The sequence below is a fragment of the Tsukamurella spumae genome, assembly GCF_012396015.1.
GTDB lineage: Bacteria > Actinomycetota > Actinomycetes > Mycobacteriales > Mycobacteriaceae > Tsukamurella > Tsukamurella spumae.
This window is the reverse complement of the sequence record NZ_JAAXOQ010000016.1, coordinates 1-15309: the sequence shown is the minus strand read 5'-3', so window position 1 is coordinate 15309 and position 15309 is coordinate 1. Positions and strand designations below refer to the sequence as shown.

Sequence of the window (15309 nt, the reverse complement as noted above, 5' to 3'; positions counted from 1 at the left end):
AGCCGCGGTCAGCGACCTGCCGCGACGAGTTCCGCGCAGCGCTCGCCGACCAGCATCACGGTGATGTTCGGGTTGACCGTCGTGTGTTCGGGGAAGACCGACGCGTCGGCGACGCGCAGCCCGGAAACGCCCTTGACCCGCAGTTCCGGGTCGAGCGGAGACATCGGGTCGTCGACGGCGCCCATCCGCACGGTGCCCGCCGGGTGGTAGACCGTGTTGTGCGTGCGCCGGATGTAATCGGCCAACTCGGCGTCCGTCCGGGCACCCGGGCCCGGGTACAGCTCCCGCTCGATCCACTCCCTGAGCGGCCCCGCCTCGGCGATCTCCCGGGCCTTGCGGATCCCGGCGATCATCACCTTCAGGTCGTGCCCCTCGCTGTCGGTGAAGTACCGCGGGTCGACCCTGGGCTTGTCCCGGAAGTCGCGGGACCGCAGCCGCACGGTGCCGCGCGAGCGCGCGTGCGTCACGTTCGGCGTGAGGCAGAAGGTGTCCTCGGCGGTCGGATAGCCCTGCCGCAGCGTGTGCATGTCGAAGGGGACGCTGCCGTAGTGCATCATCAGGTCCGGTCGGTCCAGGCCGTACTCGGTGGGCGTGAAGATCCCGATCTCCCACCACTGGGTGGACTCGCGGACCATCGGCCGCGAGGTTTCGAAGCCGATCACGCCCTCCGGGTGGTCCTGCAGGTGCGCGCCCACGCCGGGGGAGTCGACGAGCACGTCGACGCCGGTCTCCCGCAGGTGATCAGCGGGGCCGATCCCCGAGAGCATCAACAACTTCGGCGAGTCGATGGCGCCCGCGCTGACGATCACCTCGCGCCGGGCCTCGACGAACGTGGTGCGTCCGAACGCGCCCACCGTGATGTCCACGCCGGTGGCGCGCGGTCGGTCGCCGGACGGGTCGAACACGACGCGCTTGGCCCACGCGCCGGTCCTGATGGTCAGGTTCTCGCGATCGAGCACGGGGTGCAGGTAGCTCACCGACGAGGACGATCGCGTCCCGTCGGCGCGCCGGTTGATCTGGAAGAAGTTCGCGCCGTTGGTCACCGTGGTCCCGGAGTTGAACTCGGCGCGGGGGATGCCCACCTCCTCGCACGCGTCGAGCAGCGCGACGCCGCACGGGTCGTTCGGGGGCACCGTCATGATGTGCACCGGGCCGGAGCGCCCGTGGTGCTCGCCGGGCGCGTCGTTGGTCTCGATCCGGGGGTAGAGCCGGTAGACCGAGTCGGCACCCCAGCCCGCCGCGCCGTGGTCGCGTTCCCACGAGTCCAGGTCCTCCCGCGGCGCCCAGAAGGCGATGCAGCTGTTGTGCGAGCTGCAGCCGCCCAACACCTTCGCGCGGGCGTGCCGCATGAACGAGTTGCCGTTCTCCTGGGGCTCGATCGGATAGTCCCAGTCGTAGCCCGACTCGAGCAGCTCCATCCAGCGGTCCAGTCGCAGGATCGCCTCATCGCCCACGTCGGAGGGCCCGGCCTCCAGGAGGCAGACGCTCACCGTCGGGTCCTCGGACAGGCGGGCGGCGATGGCGGCCCCCGCCGAACCCGCTCCCACGACGACGTAATCGAAGGTCTCGTTATCGGAATCGTTCGTGCTCACTGATCGTCCTTCCGCTCGGCGAACCATCCGGTGACGGACGGTCGCAGGTTCTCGTAGACGTGCTTGGCCTCGAGGTACTCGCCGAGGCCGGTGGGGCCCAGCTCGCGCCCGATGCCGGAGGCGCCGAAGCCGCCCCACTCGGCCTGGGGGAGGTAGGGCCCGAAGTCGTTGATCCAGACGGTGCCGTGCCGCAGGCGCCGCGCGACCCGCTTGGCGCGGCCCCCGTCGGCCGACCAGACCGCGCCCGCGAGGCCGTACTCCGTGTCATTGGCGATCGCCACCGCCTCGTCCTCCGTCTCGAAGGTCTCGACGGTGACCGTCGGCCCGAAGGCCTCGTCGTGCACGCAGGCCATCGACGGATCGCAGTGATCGAGCACCGTCGGGAGGTAGAAGAAGCCGCCGTCCAGCGTCCCCGAGCCCTGGTCCCCGGTGGCGAACGCGCCGCCCGTGCGGACGACCGCGCCGTCGGCGCGCGCCCGCTCGACGTACGCGTGGACCTTGTCGCGATGGGCGGCGGAGATCAGCGGCCCGGTCTCGGTGCCGTCGGCGTAGGGCAGGCCCTGACGGATGCCCTCCGCGCGCCGGACAAGTTCGTCGACGAGGACGTCGTGCACGGACGCCTCGACCACGAGCCGGGCGCCCGCGGAGCAGACCTGACCGGAGTGGAGGAACGCCCCGTTGAGCGCGTTGTCCACCGCCGCGGCGAGGCCTTCCGGCGTCGCACAGGCGTCGGCGAAGATCACGTTCGGGTTCTTGCCGCCGAGCTCCAGCGCCACCTTCTTGACGGTGCCGGCGGCGTTCGCCGCGATGAGCCGGCCGGTCACGAGCCCGCCGGTGAAGGAGACCAGGTCGACGTCCGGGTGGGTGGAGAGGGGAGCGCCCGCCCGCGCCCCCGCGCCGAGGACCAGGTTCGCCACGCCGTCCGGCAGGCCCACCTCCTGGAGCACCCGCATCAGCAGGATCGACGTGTGCGGGGTGAGCTCGGAGGGCTTGAGCACGAAGGTGTCCCCGGCCGCCAGCGCGGGCGCGACCTTCCACGCCGCCTGCAGCAGGGGGTAGTTCCAGGGGGTGATCATCGCGCACACGCCCACGGGCTCGTACACGATCTGCGAGGCGACATCCGCGGATCCGGCGTCCACGATCCGGCCGGAGTCCTGGCCGGCGAGCTTGCCGAAGTAGCGGAAGCAGGCCGCGATGTCGGCCATGTCCAGCTCGGACTCGTACAGGCGCTTGCCGGTGTCCAGGGTCTCCGCGCGGGCGAACTCGTCGCGCCGGCGATCGATCGCGTCCGCTACTCGCAGCAGCAGGTCGCCCCGCTCGGCCGCCGGCACGTGCGGCCAGGGGCCGGTGTCGAACGCGCGGCGGGCGGCGGCGATCGCGGCCTCGGTGTCGGCGGCGGTCGCCTCGTCGACCACGCCGGCCTCGGTGCCGTCGGCGGGGCAGATGATGACGCGTGTGCCGCCGTCTGCGCTGTGGCGCCACGTGCCGTCGATGAACAGGGTGGGGTCGGTCATGCGGGTGTCCCTTCGGGTTCGGTGGACGCTTCCGGGTCGGGATCGGTCCGGGTGCCGGCGGACTCGTCGTGGGGGTCGTGATGGTCGGTCGCCGCGCGGCGCAGATGCAGGTAGCCGAGATGGCGTTCGTACTGGTCGAGGATGTCGCCGATGATCTGCTCGCGGGTGTATCCGTTGAGCGTGTATCCCTGCGAGCCCTCCGCGAGGTAGACCTCGCATCGGAAGTACCGGTCGGCCGAGCGGTGCGCGAGGACGGCGTAGCTCGGTGCCGGGGCGGAGACGGGCCACACGCAGTATTCGAAGTGCGGCTCGCCCGCCAGGTCGACGGTGAGCGTCGGGGAGGGCAGCGACTCGCTGCGGCCCGATTCGTCGATCGTCGCCGACACGCCCTCGGCGGTGAACTCCGCTGCCACGTCCCGCATGGCGGGTGCGACGGCGTTCTCCAGGAACCGTAGGGTGGCGCCGCGGCCCGGGTAGTGCACGGTCGCGAGGAGGCGCCGTCGCCAGCTGCCGGACTCGCCGCCGCCCCGCCCCGCGGCGAGCGCCTTGGGCAGCGCTGTGCGGTAGCTGTCCTGCTTGTACGACTCGGAGTGCAATGCCCGCAGCAGCGAGAGGCCGACCAGCGCCAGTACGAAGGAGAAGGGCAGTCCCATGATGATGGTGGCCTTCTGCAGCGTGACGATCGAGCCGTCGTTGCCGGCGAACAGCATCGCGAGGGTCAGCAGGCCGATCGCGAAGGACCAGAAGATCCGCGTGCCGCGGGCGCAGTCCGCCATCGGATCGGCCAGCCTGCTGGTGAAGTTGCCCATCACGAGTGAGCCGGAGTCGGCGCTCGTGACGTAGAACAGCAGGCCGGTGATGGTCGCGACGGCCAGGAGAAGCGGTGCGCCGGGGTACTTCTCGAGGAGCGAGTAGAACCCGACCTCGGGCGTCGACGCGGTCGCCTCGGCGAAGGTCCGGTCGCCCCGGGCCACCTCGAGCGCGCTGTTGCCGAAGATCGAGATCCACACCAGGATGAAGCTGAAGGGCACGACGAGGACGCCGAAGACGAACTGGCGCAACGTGCGTCCGCGCGATATGCGGGCCAGGAACAGTCCGACGAAGGGGGCCCACGCCACCCACCACGCCCAGAAGAACAGCGTCCACGAGTCCAGCCAGCCCGACGGGTCGCCCGCCGACTCGGGATTGATCTGGCCCCACGCGAAGGTGTCCATCGTGCGGTCGAGGAAGGTCGACAGGTAGTCGCCCGTGTTCTGCACGAGGCCGTTGAGGAGGAAGTCGGAGCGTCCCGCGACCAGGATGTAGACCAGCATGAGCATCGCCAGGATCACGTTGAGCTCGCTCAGTCGCCGGATGCCCTTGTCGACGCCGGAGGTCGCGGAGATCGTCGCGACGATGACCGACAGCACGATGAGGCCGATCTGCGCGGCTCTGCCCTGGGGGATGCCGAAGAGCTCGTGCAGCCCGTAGTTGAGCTGGACGATGCCGATCCCCAGGGAGGTGGCGATGCCGAAGATCGTGCCGAGGACGGCGGCCACGTCCACGGCGTCACCGAGCCGTCCGTGTACGCGCTTGCCGAGGATCGGATAGAGGGCGGCGCGGATGGTGAGCGGCAGGTTGTGCCGGAAGGCGAAGTAGGCGAGGGCGCCGCCCATCAGCGCGTACATCGCCCAGCCGGTGATGCCGTAGTGGAAGACGGTCCAGGTGACCGCCTCCCGCGCCGCGTGGTTGTTCTCGCCCGCGCCGACCGGAGGGGCGAGGTAGTGGCTCACCGGCTCGGCCACGGAGAAGAACATGAGGTCGATGCCGATGCCCGCGGCGAACAGCATCGAGGTCCAGGTGAAGAGGCTGTACTCGGGGCGGGACTCCTCCGGTCCCAAGCGGTAGCGCCCGTAGCGGCTCAGGCCGATGAACACGACCACGCCGACGATCGCCGTCGCGAGGAGGAAGTACCACCAGCCGAACCAGGTGGTGATGAAGGAGACGACGCCGCTGATCACACTCTCCGCGGTCTCGGGAGAGGCGAGTGCCCAGAGGGCGAAGGCCAGGACCGAGCCTGCGGCGGCGATGAAGACTCGGCGGTTGAGGGAGCTCGTCGGTGTCGATGTCGTGTCTGCTGGTTTCGATGTTCGTGAGGATTCAGAATCACTCATGCCGTTCGACGCTACCGCGACGGGGGTGAACCGGGGCGAAGTCCCAGGTACTGGGTCACCGCGGTGCGAGCACTCGCGGCGGCATGAGAAACTGGAGGGTGACGTGTGCCGGGGACCCGGCCAGCCGCCCGAGGAGTGAGACCGATTCCCAGCTTCGCCGACGAGACCTTCACCGAGCCCTCGCGTATTCGCAACTTCTCGATCATCGCGCACATCGACCATGGCAAGTCCACCCTGGCCGACCGGATGCTGCAGATCACCGGGGTCGTCGAGGCGCGTGCAATGCGGGCGCAGTACCTCGATCGGATGGACATCGAGCGCGAGCGCGGCATCACGATCAAGGCGCAGAACGTGCGCCTGCCGTGGACCGTGACGGCCGAGGACGGCACGGAGGCCGAGTACGTCCTGCACATGATCGACACGCCCGGCCACGTGGACTTCACGTACGAGGTCTCCCGCGCGCTGGAGGCGTGCGAGGGCGCGATCCTGCTGGTCGATGCCGCACAGGGCATCGAGGCCCAGACCCTGGCCAACCTGTACCTGGCGATGGACAAGAACCTCGAGATCATCCCGGTCCTCAACAAGATCGACCTGCCCGCGGCGGACCCCGACCGCTACGCCGAGGAGATCGCGCACATCATCGGCTGCGAGCCCGACGACGTGCTGCGGGTATCCGGCAAGACCGGTGCGGGCGTGGACGCCCTGCTCGATCGCGTCGTCGAGAGGGTGCCGCCGCCCGTCGGCGATGCCGATGCGCCGGCCCGCGCGATGATCTTCGATTCGGTCTACGACACCTACCGCGGCGTGGTCACCTACATCCGCGTGGTGGACGGCAAGATCGTGCCGCGCGAGAAGATCCAGATGATGTCGACGGGCGCCACCCACGAGCTGCTCGAGGTGGGCATCGTCTCGCCCGAACCGAAGGCCACCAAGGGGCTCGGCGTGGGCGAGGTCGGCTACCTCATCACCGGCGTGAAGGACGTGCGGCAGTCGAAGGTGGGCGACACCGTGACGACCGCGCGCAAGGGTGCCGAGACGCCGCTCACGGGCTATCAGGAGCCGCGGCCGATGGTCTACTCGGGCCTGTACCCCGTGGACGGCTCCGACTACCCGGCCCTGCGCGAGGCGCTGGACAAGCTGCAGCTCAACGATGCTGCGCTCACCTACGAGCCGGAGACCTCCGTGGCCCTCGGGTTCGGCTTCCGGTGCGGTTTCCTGGGGCTGCTGCACATGGAGATCACCCGCGAGCGGCTGCAGCGCGAGTTCGGCCTCGACCTGATCTCGACCGCGCCGAACGTGGTCTACCGCGTGGTCGGCGAGGACGGCAAGGAGCTCGTCGTCACCAACCCGTCGGACTGGCCCGACGGCAAGCTGCGTGAGACCTACGAGCCGATCACCAAGACCACGATCATCGCGCCCAGCGAGTTCGTCGGCACGATCATGGAGCTGTGCCAGTCGCGGCGCGGCGAGCTCGGCGGCATGGACTACCTCTCGGAGAGCCGCGTGGAGCTGCGGTACACGCTGCCGATGGCGGAGATCATCTTCGACTTCTTCGACTCGCTGAAGTCGCGGACCCGCGGCTACGCCTCCCTCGACTACGAGGAGGCCGGCGAGCAGCAGTCCGACCTGGTGAAGGTCGACATCCTGCTGCAGGGCGAGGCCGTCGACGCGTTCAGCGCGATCGTGCACCGCGACGGCGCCCAGGCCTACGGCAACAAGATGACGGTCAAGCTCAAGGAGCTCATCCCGCGCCAGCAGTTCGAGGTGCCGGTGCAGGCCGCGATCGGCTCGAAGATCATCGCCCGCGAGAACATCCGCGCCATCCGCAAGGACGTGCTCGCCAAGTGCTACGGCGGCGACATCAGCCGTAAGCGCAAGCTGCTCGAGAAGCAGAAGGAGGGCAAGAAGCGCATGAAGACGATCGGCCGGGTCGACGTCCCGCAGGAGGCCTTCGTCGCCGCGCTCTCGTCGGACGCCTCGGCGGACAAGCCGAAGGGCAAGTAATGTCCCGACGGTGACCGCACCGTCGAGCCCGGCAGCCCCGGGCGCGGGTCCCCGCGTCCGGCAGGACCTCTCGCGCTTCGCCCTGCTCTCGATCGTGACCTCGCTGGTCGTGATCGCACTGAAGATCCTCGCGTGGCGGCTGACCGGGTCGGTGGGCCTCCTGTCGGACGCCGCCGAGTCCTCGGTGAACGTGGTCGCGGCGATCACGGCGTTCGTCGCGCTCAAGGTGGTGGCCAAGCCGGCGGACCACGACCACAACTTCGGGCACACCAAGGCCGAGTACTTCTCGGCGGTGCTCGAGGGCGTGATGATCGTGGTGGCCGCGGTGGTCATCATCGTCTCCGCGGTGGACCGGTTGCTGAATCCGCGGGAACTCGAGCAGGTGGGCCTCGGTCTCGGGATCTCCGTGGCGGCGACGGTGCTCAACGGGCTCGTCGGGCTCTACCTGATCCGGGTGGGCCGACGGCACCGCTCGCACGCGCTGCAGGCCGACGGCAAGCACCTGATCACGGACGTGTGGACCACGGCCGGGGTGATCGTGGGTGTGGTGCTCGTCGCGCTCACCGGATGGTTGCCGCTGGACCCGCTCATCGCCATCGCCGTGGCGGTGAACATCCTGGTGGTCGGGGCGCGCCTGGTGTGGCAGTCGGGCGCCGGCCTCATGGACGCCGCGCTGCCGACCGAGGATCGGGCGCAGATCGACGAGGTGCTCGACCGCCACCGCGCCGCGGGCATCGACTTCCACGACATCCGGACCCGCGAGTCCGGGCACGAGCGCTTCCTGCAGATGCACATGCTCGTGCCCGGCGACTGGACGGTGCAGCGCGCCCACGACGTCACCGAGGAGGTCGAGGCGGACCTCGACGCCCTCTTCGACGACCTGCGGATCACCGTGCACATCGAACCGATCGACGATCCGCGGGCGTACGAGGACTGGCGGCTGGACTGAGTCGACCGGCCCGCCGCACGCTCAGCCGTTGCGGCCGTCGGCCTCGAGGCCGTAGATCATCGCCGTGTGGGGATGGTCAGGGGTCGGTTCTCAAGCGGCGACGGGGTCCGGCGCCGCCACGGTGGACCGGTCGAACTCGCCGCCGCGGACGCGGGCCGCGATGAGGTACGCGACCAGGCCGGCGAGGGTGATGCCCGCGCCCACCCAGAGCGGCGAGACGTAGCCGAGTCCGGCGGCGAGCGTGAGCCCGCCGGCCCAGGCGCCGAAGGCGTTGCCCAGGTTGAAGGCGGCGATGTTGGCGCCGGAGGCCAGCGTGGGGGCGTCGTCGGCGTGGTTCATGATGCGCATCTGCAGGCCGGGCACGGTGGCGAAGCCGAAGGCGCCCATGAGGACCAGGGCGACGACGGTCGCGACCTGCGAGGTGGCGGTCAGCGCGAACACGCCGAGGACCACGGTCAGCGCGGCGAGCAGCGCGATGAGCGTGAGCGGCAGGTTGCGGTCCGCCGCGCGCCCGCCGAGCAGGTTGCCGACGAACAGGCCGGCGCCGAACAGCACGAGCAGCCACGGCACGGACGAGGACGCGAAGCCGCCGACCTCGGTGAGGGTGAACGCGATGTAGGTGAAGGCGCCGAACATGCCGCCGTAGCCGAGCACCGTGACGAGCATCGAGAGCCACACCTGTCGGCTGCGGAAGATCCGGAACTCGGCGAACGGGTTGCCGCCTGTCGCCGCGGCCGGGGTGTTCTGCACGAGTGCGGCGATGCCGATCAGGGCGAGGACGCCGATGATCGTGATGGCCCAGAAGGTCGAGCGCCAGCCCGCGGCCTGGCCGAGGAAGGTGCCGAGCGGCACGCCGAGGACGTTCGAGACGGTCAGGCCGGCGAACATGATGGAGATCGCTGCGGCGCGACGGTTCTCGGCCACGAGGTCCGCCGCCACGACGGCGCCGATGCCGAAGAACGCGCCGTGGCACAGCGCTGCGACGATGCGGCCCGCCAGCATGAGCTCGTAGGTGCCGGCGAGTGCCGACATCATGTTGCCCACGATGAACAGGACGAGGAGTCCGAGGAGGGCGTGCTTGCGGTTGACCCGGCCGAGTGCCGCGGTGAGGATGATGCCGCCGACGGCCACGGACAGGGCGTAGCCGGAGATCAGGTAGCCGGCCACGGTCTCGCTGACGGCGAAGTCGCGCGCGACCTCGGGGAGCAGTCCCATGATGACGAACTCGGTCAGTCCGATGCCGAAGCCCCCGAGGGCGAGCGCGAACAGCGCGATGGGCATGAGGGTTCCTTAGGGAGTCGGGATAATTGGCGCGTCTGCAATCACCAGCGTCTGCAGTAGTTGCACACACAACGAGATAGATAGTTGCACACGCGGCTAATCCTCGCAAGGTGGTATGCTCGTGGTCACGACGAAAGGGGCGCGGGCCATGGGTATCGCCGACGATGCGGTGGAGATCCGCGCACGGGGGTGGCGCACGCTGGTCGCGCTGCACGCGCTGATCGAGAACGATCTCGAGCGCTCCTTGCAGGCCGGGCACGACCTGTCCGTTGTCGAGTTCACCGTGCTCGACGCACTGAGCCGGCAGGACGGCTGGCACATGCGGATGCGTCAGCTCGCGCGGGCCGCGGCGCTGTCCAGCAGTGCCACGACGCGCCTGGTCACCCGGCTCGAGGATCGGGGTCTGTTGACCCGGATCCTGTGCGCGGACGACCGTCGCGGCATCTACACCGAGCTCACCCCCGCCGGGTGGGACCTGCTCACGGCGGCACGTCCGACCCAGGAACGGGTGCTGCGGGATGCGCTGGCCGAAGCGGCGGAGCAACCCGAGCTGCGGCCCCTGGTCGACGCGGTGCAGGTGCAGGTGCAGGCGCCGGTGGCCGGAGCGTCCTCGTGAGTCGTTCCGGCCTACGGCGCTAGCTGCGCCTTGAGCCCGAGGAACCGCCCGTAATCGCGCACCGGCCCGGCGAGTCGTCGCTTCGCGGCAGCGGTGAGCGAGGTGAAGGGCTCCAGCGCGACGGTGACCTTCTTCGCCGTGGCCTTGCGGCTCCAGATGCCCACGATCTCGCCGTCGACGACGATCATCGGCTTGAAGACCCCGTTGCGGCCGGGGATGATCCGCGCCAGATACCGCTCGTCGAGCTGCGGTGCGCGGGAACCGTATCCGATGATGTACTCGTCGAAGCCGGGGAGGAGAAGGGGCTCGGCGAGCGCCTCGTCGACCTCCGCATCGGTGATGTCGACGGTGCCGGGCGCGACCAGGTAAGTGGTGCCCGCCAGCTCGACGGTGCCGACGGCGGGGCCCGCGGCGGCGAGGCCCTCGTCGACGGATCCCATCGGCAGGTAGGCCCACTTGCCGATGTCCTGCCGGGTCACCGGACCGCGGGCGGTGACGAACCGCGAGACCATCTCTCCCAGTGCGTGATCCGGCTCCCGGCGTTCCGCGACCCACTCGTCGGCCAGGGCGAAGGCATCGGTCTTCGAGGCCGGATCGGCGAACACGATCGCCATGAGCTCGGTGAGGTGCCGCAGCACGTGCCCCGCCTGACCGTTGTCGAGGACGACCCCGTTCTGCGCGCACGCCTCCACGAGCTGTGGACGCGTGAGAACTCTTCCGCCCGCCAGCTCCGCGCGGATGGTCCGCTCGGCACCGTCGACCATGGCGTCCGAGAGCCCGAGTGCCGGACGCCGTTTGGCCGCCTCGGCCCGCGAACGCTCGGTGAGCGCGGCACTGAGCCAGTGCACGTCGTCGGGCGCAGTGATCTGGAGGGTCCCGCGAGCCGGGCGGTTCCGGACGAGGCGCCGCTCCGCGAGATCGGCGAGGACGGCGGCGTCGGAGGGACGATCCGCGGCGCGCAGGGAGAGGGCGAACCGGGCCGCCGCGCCGTCCTGCGCCTGGATCGCGAGCATCCCGCGCGCGGCGTCCTGCGCTGTGCGCCAGTCCCGCACACCGGGCACCAGACCCTGCGCGCGGAGCCGGAGGGCGCGGAGACGGCGGATCTCGGGGTCCACAGATACGGCCACGAGTGATGATCCTGCCACGGGCGTAGCCTCGTCGGTGTGTGGAACACCTGGCTGACGCGCACCCTGAACATCGACCTGCCGATCCTCGGTGCCCCCATGGGGGGCCGTGCCGGGGGCGAGCTCGCCGGGCAGGTGACAGCGGCGGGCGGGCTGGGCATGATCGGCGCCGCCCGGTACGCCACCGCCGAGTGGATCGACGAGCAGCTGCGCGTCATTCGCGCGGCCGCCGGCGAAGACGCGCCGCTGGCATTCGGCCTGCAGACCTGGTCGCTGGCGGACAGCCCCGAGCTGCTGGACTCCGTCCTGGCGGCGCGGCCGAAGCTGGTCTCGTTGTCCTTCGGCGATCCCGCGCCGTTCGTCCAGCGCGTCAAGGACGCGGGGGCTGTGGTGATCTCGCAGATCAACTCCCTCGAGGATCTGCGCGAGGTGGAGGCGGCCGGCGTGGACGCGGTCGTCGCCCAGGGTGGTGAGGCCGGCGGGCACACCGGCCGCATCGCCACCCTGCCCCTGCTGCAGGAGGTGCTCCGCGCCACCGATCTCCCCGTGCTGGCGGCCGGCGGCATCGGCAGCGGTGCGGGCCTGGCGGCGGTGCTGGCGGCCGGGGCGCAGGGCGCGCTGATCGGCACGGCGCTGCTCGCCTCGCCCGAGACCGTCGGCCCCGAGTACGCGATCCCCGCGTTGCTCAAGGCCCGCAGCGAGGACACGGTCTACACCGATGTCTTCGACAAGGCCCGGCATCAGCCCTGGCCCGAGAACCGGTGGTTCGGACGCGCGCTCACCAATGACTTCACCGCCCGGTGGCACGACGGCGACGGGGTGGACGCCTCGTCCGGCAGCGAGGAAGCCGTCAGCGCCGCGTACGACGGGGCCATCCCCGAGATCGGTGTCGTCTACGCCGGACAGGCCGCGGGCCTCGTCGACGAGGTGCGCCCCGCCCGCGAGGTGGTGGCGTCGATCGCCGCGGACGCGGAGTCCCGGCTTCGTGCCGTCGCCGAGGTGCTCGGCTGATGGCCGGCCTCGTCGCGCCGAAGGTCGCGCCGCTGCGCCTGCCGGACCTCGAGGACGGCGTCACCGACGATCTCGTCCCGGGCGACGTCCACGACCGGCAGCGCTTCGCCCAGCCGACGGTCAAGGGCCGCGACCTCGGCGGGATCACCTTCAGCGAGTGCGAGCTCGTCGGGTGGGAGGTCCGCGACGCGGTGTTCACCGAGTCCGCGTTCCTCGAGACCCGCATCTCCTCACTGTTCGCGACGGGCTTCCGGGCCTCTCGCTCGACCTTCCGGCAGGTCGAGGTCGACGATGCCCGCATCGGCGCCGTCGAGCTGATGGACTCCACGTTGCGCTCCGTCGTCTTCACCGGCGTCCGTCTCGGCTTCGTGAACCTGCGGGGTGCCGCGCTCACCGATGTCGTGTTCCGGGAGTGCGTGCTCGACGGCATCGACGCCGGCGACGCGACTCTCACCCGGGTGGCGTTCGAGGACTGCCGCGCGGGCGAGCTCGACGCGACCCGAGCGAAGCTGCAGCACGTGGACCTGCGCGGTCTGCAGGTGGAGCGGATCCGCGGGATCGAGGGCATCGCCGGGGCGACGATGTCGCACCTGCAGGTCGTCGGCCTGGCGGAGGTGTTCGCCGCGCACTTCGGGATCAGCGTCACTGACTGAGGTCGACGGAGCCCGCCCGGGTAGGTTCGGGGTGTGACCGTCGATGCCGTTCTCGCCCCCAGCACCCTGCCCTTCGCCCTGCCGGACTTCGCCGCGTTCGCGGACACGGACTTCGAGGCGGCCTTCGCCGAGGGGTTCGCCCGGCATCGTCGGGAGATCGCGGCGATCGCCGGCGCTGCCGAGCCCGCCACGTTCGCCAACACCGTCGAGGCGATGGAGCGCGCGGGGCAGGACCTCGGGCGCGTTGCGGCCGTGTTCTTCTCGCTGACCTCCACCGACCGCACGGATGCGTTGGAAGCCGCGCAGGCCGCGGTCTCGCCGCTGTGGTCGGCGCACTTCGACGCCATCCTCATGGACGCGGCGCTCTTCGGCCGGGTGGACGCGCTGCACTCCCGGCGCGGCGAATTGGGCCTCGACCCCGAGCAGCTTCGGCTGCTCGAGCGCTACCACCTCCGGTTCACCCGCGCGGGGGCCGGGCTCGACGGTGCCGCCCAGGAGCGGCTGCGGGTCATCAACACCGAGCTCGCCGAGCTCACCACCGAGTTCTCGCGCCGTACCCTCGCCGAGACGAACGCCTCCGCAGTGCATTTCGCGACCGAGGCCGAGCTCGACGGGCTGGGCGCCGACGCGATCGCCGGGGCCCGCGCCGCCGCCGAGGCGGCGGGGCAGGACGGGTACCTCCTGGCCCTCGGCTACCCGCTGAACCAGCCGAACCTCGCGCGCCTGACCAGCCGTGCGTCGCGGCGCAGGGTGTACGAGGCGTCGTCGGGCCGCAACGCGCGGGGAGGCGAGAACGACACCCGCGAACTCATCACCCGCATCGCCGGCCTGCGGGCCGAGCGCGCGGCGTTGTTCGGGTACCCGCACCACGCGGCGTACCAGATCGCCGACCAGACCGCCGGCACGGCGGAGGCTGCCCTCGGCATGCTGCGCGACCTGGCCGTGCCCGCCGCGCGCAATGCCACCGCCGAGCGCGCCGAGCTGGAAGAGATTGCGGACCACGGGATCGAGGCCTGGGACTGGCCCTTCTACGCGCGCATCGCCGAGCAGCGGGCCGGGGCCGACGAGGGCGGATCCGGACCCGCGCTGAACGAGTACCTGGCGCTCGACAACGTGATCGAGAAGGGCGTCTTCGAGGCCGCCTCCCGGATGTACGGGTTGGGCTTCGTCGAGCGCACGGATCTCGGGCTGCACCACCCGGACGCGCGCGCGTGGCAGGTCACGGGGCCCGACGGTGCGCCGCTCGGCCTGTTCATCGGGGACTACTTCGCCCGCCCCAGCAAGCGGGGCGGAGCGTGGATGACGAGCTTCGTGGACCAGCCGCGCCTGCTCGATGCGCAGCCGGTGATCATCAACGTCTGCAACGTCGTCCGCCCGCCGGACGGGCGGCCCGCGCTGCTCAGCCGCGACGAGGTGACCACCGTCTTCCACGAGTTCGGGCACGCCCTGCACGGCCTGCTCTCGGAGGTGACCTATCCGTACTTCTCGGGGACGAGCGTGCCGCGCGACTTCGTCGAGTTCCCCTCGCAGTTCAACGAGATGTTCGCCGCGTGGCCTTCGATCCTCGACGGCTACGCCCGGCATCACGCGACGGGGGAGCCGCTGCCCGAGGGGCTTCGCCGCTCGGTGCTCGAGCCCGGGACGCGCGGTGAGGGATTCGGCACCGTCGAGTACCTCGCCGCGGCCGTCATCGACCTGGCGTGGCACACGATCGAGCCGGGCACCGTCGTCGCCGATGTCGAGGCCTTCGAGGCGGCGGCCCTCGCCGACGCCGGGCTCGACGTGCCCGGCGTGCCGCCCCGCTACCGCGGCCCGTTCTTCAACCACATCTTCTCGGGTGGCTACAGCGCCGGGTACTACAGCTACATCTGGTCCGAGGTGCTCGACGCCGATGCCGCCGCCTGGTTCACCGCGCACGACGGCCCGACGCGGGAGAACGGCGAGAAGCTGCGCGCCGCAGTGCTCTCCCGCGGCGGCAGCGTCGACGCCTCGCAGGCCTACCGCGACTTCCGCGGCGGCGATCCCGATATCGCGCCCCTGCTCGAGTGGCGTGGTCTGACTCCATGAGCGGCGTCGCCCCGCAGTACTCCCGATTTCTGCGCCGCATCGGGTTCGAAAACATGGCGCGATCGAACATGTAGGCGTATCATGGTGGCATGGCGCTACCGGAGGTATTACGCAGTCTCCCTGAGGATCTGATCCCTCAGGGGCTGGTCGATGCCCGGGGTGCGGATGGTGCGGTGGCGGAGGTGTTGTTCGAACAGCGCCGGGCGGAGTGTGTCGCGTACTGCCGCACGATGACGGCCGTGTACGCCTTGCATCGCGCCCTCTACGCCGATGATGAGGCGCAGTACCTGGCCCAGCCGGCGAACTACCGGGAGGCGGTGCAGGCGCGGCAGCGGTTGGCCGCGG

General features: G+C 70.6%; 12 protein-coding genes. 7 read left to right on the top strand and 5 right to left on the bottom strand.

Annotated elements, in window-relative coordinates; genetic code table 11:
* Positions 1-8 precede the first annotated feature (8 nt).
* From HF999_RS12805 to betT, 3 genes are read right to left on the bottom strand one after another with little or no spacing between them, the layout of a single operon-like run.
* The gene (locus HF999_RS12805) at positions 9-1619 is read right to left on the bottom strand and encodes a GMC family oxidoreductase (RefSeq protein WP_168546256.1); all 1611 of its coding nucleotides are present in this window, start codon (positions 1617-1619) and stop codon (positions 9-11) included.
* The gene (locus tag HF999_RS12800) at positions 1589-3106 is read right to left on the bottom strand and encodes an aldehyde dehydrogenase family protein (RefSeq protein WP_168546255.1); all 1518 of its coding nucleotides are present in this window, start codon (positions 3104-3106) and stop codon (positions 1589-1591) included. Before HF999_RS12800 ends, HF999_RS12805 begins: the two co-directional genes overlap by 31 nt.
* Positions 3103-5259 carry a choline BCCT transporter BetT gene (gene betT / locus HF999_RS12795; RefSeq protein ID WP_168546254.1) on the bottom strand — a complete coding sequence of 719 codons (2157 nt, stop codon included), beginning with the start codon at positions 5257-5259 and terminating at the stop codon, positions 3103-3105. The genes HF999_RS12800 and betT overlap by 4 nt, the downstream gene beginning before the upstream one ends.
* 135 nt (positions 5260-5394) lie before the next feature.
* Between betT and lepA the strand changes: the two genes are divergently transcribed.
* Both lepA and HF999_RS12785 read left to right on the top strand, forming a co-directional pair.
* Positions 5395-7263 (top strand): translation elongation factor 4, encoded by a 1869-nt coding sequence (lepA, locus tag HF999_RS12790; protein WP_168546253.1) that lies wholly within the window; start codon positions 5395-5397, stop codon positions 7261-7263.
* A gap of 10 nt (positions 7264-7273) precedes the next feature.
* Positions 7274-8212 carry a cation diffusion facilitator family transporter gene (locus HF999_RS12785; protein ID WP_168546252.1) on the top strand — a complete coding sequence of 313 codons (939 nt, stop codon included), beginning with the start codon at positions 7274-7276 and terminating at the stop codon, positions 8210-8212.
* A 90-nt stretch (positions 8213-8302) separates the two neighbouring features.
* Here HF999_RS12785 and HF999_RS12780 read toward each other — a convergent pair whose 3' ends face one another.
* Complete coding sequence (locus HF999_RS12780) at positions 8303-9493, bottom strand: MFS transporter (RefSeq protein WP_168546251.1); 1191 nt, start codon at positions 9491-9493, stop codon at positions 8303-8305.
* Between the two features lie 148 nt (positions 9494-9641).
* Here HF999_RS12780 and HF999_RS12775 point away from each other — a divergent pair, with 148 nt between their 5' ends.
* Entirely contained in the window at positions 9642-10109 is a 468-nt protein-coding gene (locus tag HF999_RS12775; protein ID WP_168546323.1) for a MarR family winged helix-turn-helix transcriptional regulator, read from the top strand.
* Between the two features lie 11 nt (positions 10110-10120).
* Here HF999_RS12775 and HF999_RS12770 read toward each other — a convergent pair whose 3' ends face one another.
* Positions 10121-11236 carry a winged helix DNA-binding domain-containing protein gene (locus tag HF999_RS12770; RefSeq protein WP_312854134.1) on the bottom strand — a complete coding sequence of 372 codons (1116 nt, stop codon included), beginning with the start codon at positions 11234-11236 and terminating at the stop codon, positions 10121-10123.
* Between the two features lie 36 nt (positions 11237-11272).
* On the opposite strand from HF999_RS12770, the gene HF999_RS12765 reads away from it, so the two are divergent.
* The 4 genes from HF999_RS12765 to HF999_RS12750 form a co-directional block, all read left to right on the top strand.
* Positions 11273-12244, top strand: a complete 972-nt coding sequence (locus HF999_RS12765) for an NAD(P)H-dependent flavin oxidoreductase (RefSeq protein WP_168546250.1) — start codon at positions 11273-11275, stop codon at positions 12242-12244.
* Positions 12244-12897, top strand: a complete 654-nt coding sequence (locus HF999_RS12760; protein ID WP_168546249.1) for a pentapeptide repeat-containing protein — start codon at positions 12244-12246, stop codon at positions 12895-12897. Before HF999_RS12765 ends, HF999_RS12760 begins: the two co-directional genes overlap by 1 nt.
* A gap of 33 nt (positions 12898-12930) precedes the next feature.
* Positions 12931-14964, top strand: a complete 2034-nt coding sequence (locus HF999_RS12755; RefSeq protein WP_168546248.1) for a M3 family metallopeptidase — start codon at positions 12931-12933, stop codon at positions 14962-14964.
* Between the two features lie 89 nt (positions 14965-15053).
* Positions 15054-15309 (top strand): hypothetical protein (locus HF999_RS12750; protein WP_168546247.1); only part of this gene is annotated, 256 nt, incomplete at its 3' end.

Coding starts and splice junctions, on each gene's coding strand:
- HF999_RS12760 (WP_168546249.1), top strand. CDS start 12,244: ATGGCCGGCCTCGTCGCGCCGAAGGTCGCGCCGCTGCGCCTGCCGGAC.
- HF999_RS12805 (WP_168546256.1), bottom strand. CDS start 1,619: ATGGTTCGCCGAGCGGAAGGACGATCAGTGAGCACGAACGATTCCGAT.
- HF999_RS12800 (WP_168546255.1), bottom strand. CDS start 3,106: ATGACCGACCCCACCCTGTTCATCGACGGCACGTGGCGCCACAGCGCA.
- betT (WP_168546254.1), bottom strand. CDS start 5,259: ATGAGTGATTCTGAATCCTCACGAACATCGAAACCAGCAGACACGACA.
- HF999_RS12780 (WP_168546251.1), bottom strand. CDS start 9,493: ATGCCCATCGCGCTGTTCGCGCTCGCCCTCGGGGGCTTCGGCATCGGA.
- HF999_RS12775 (WP_168546323.1), top strand. CDS start 9,642: ATGGGTATCGCCGACGATGCGGTGGAGATCCGCGCACGGGGGTGGCGC.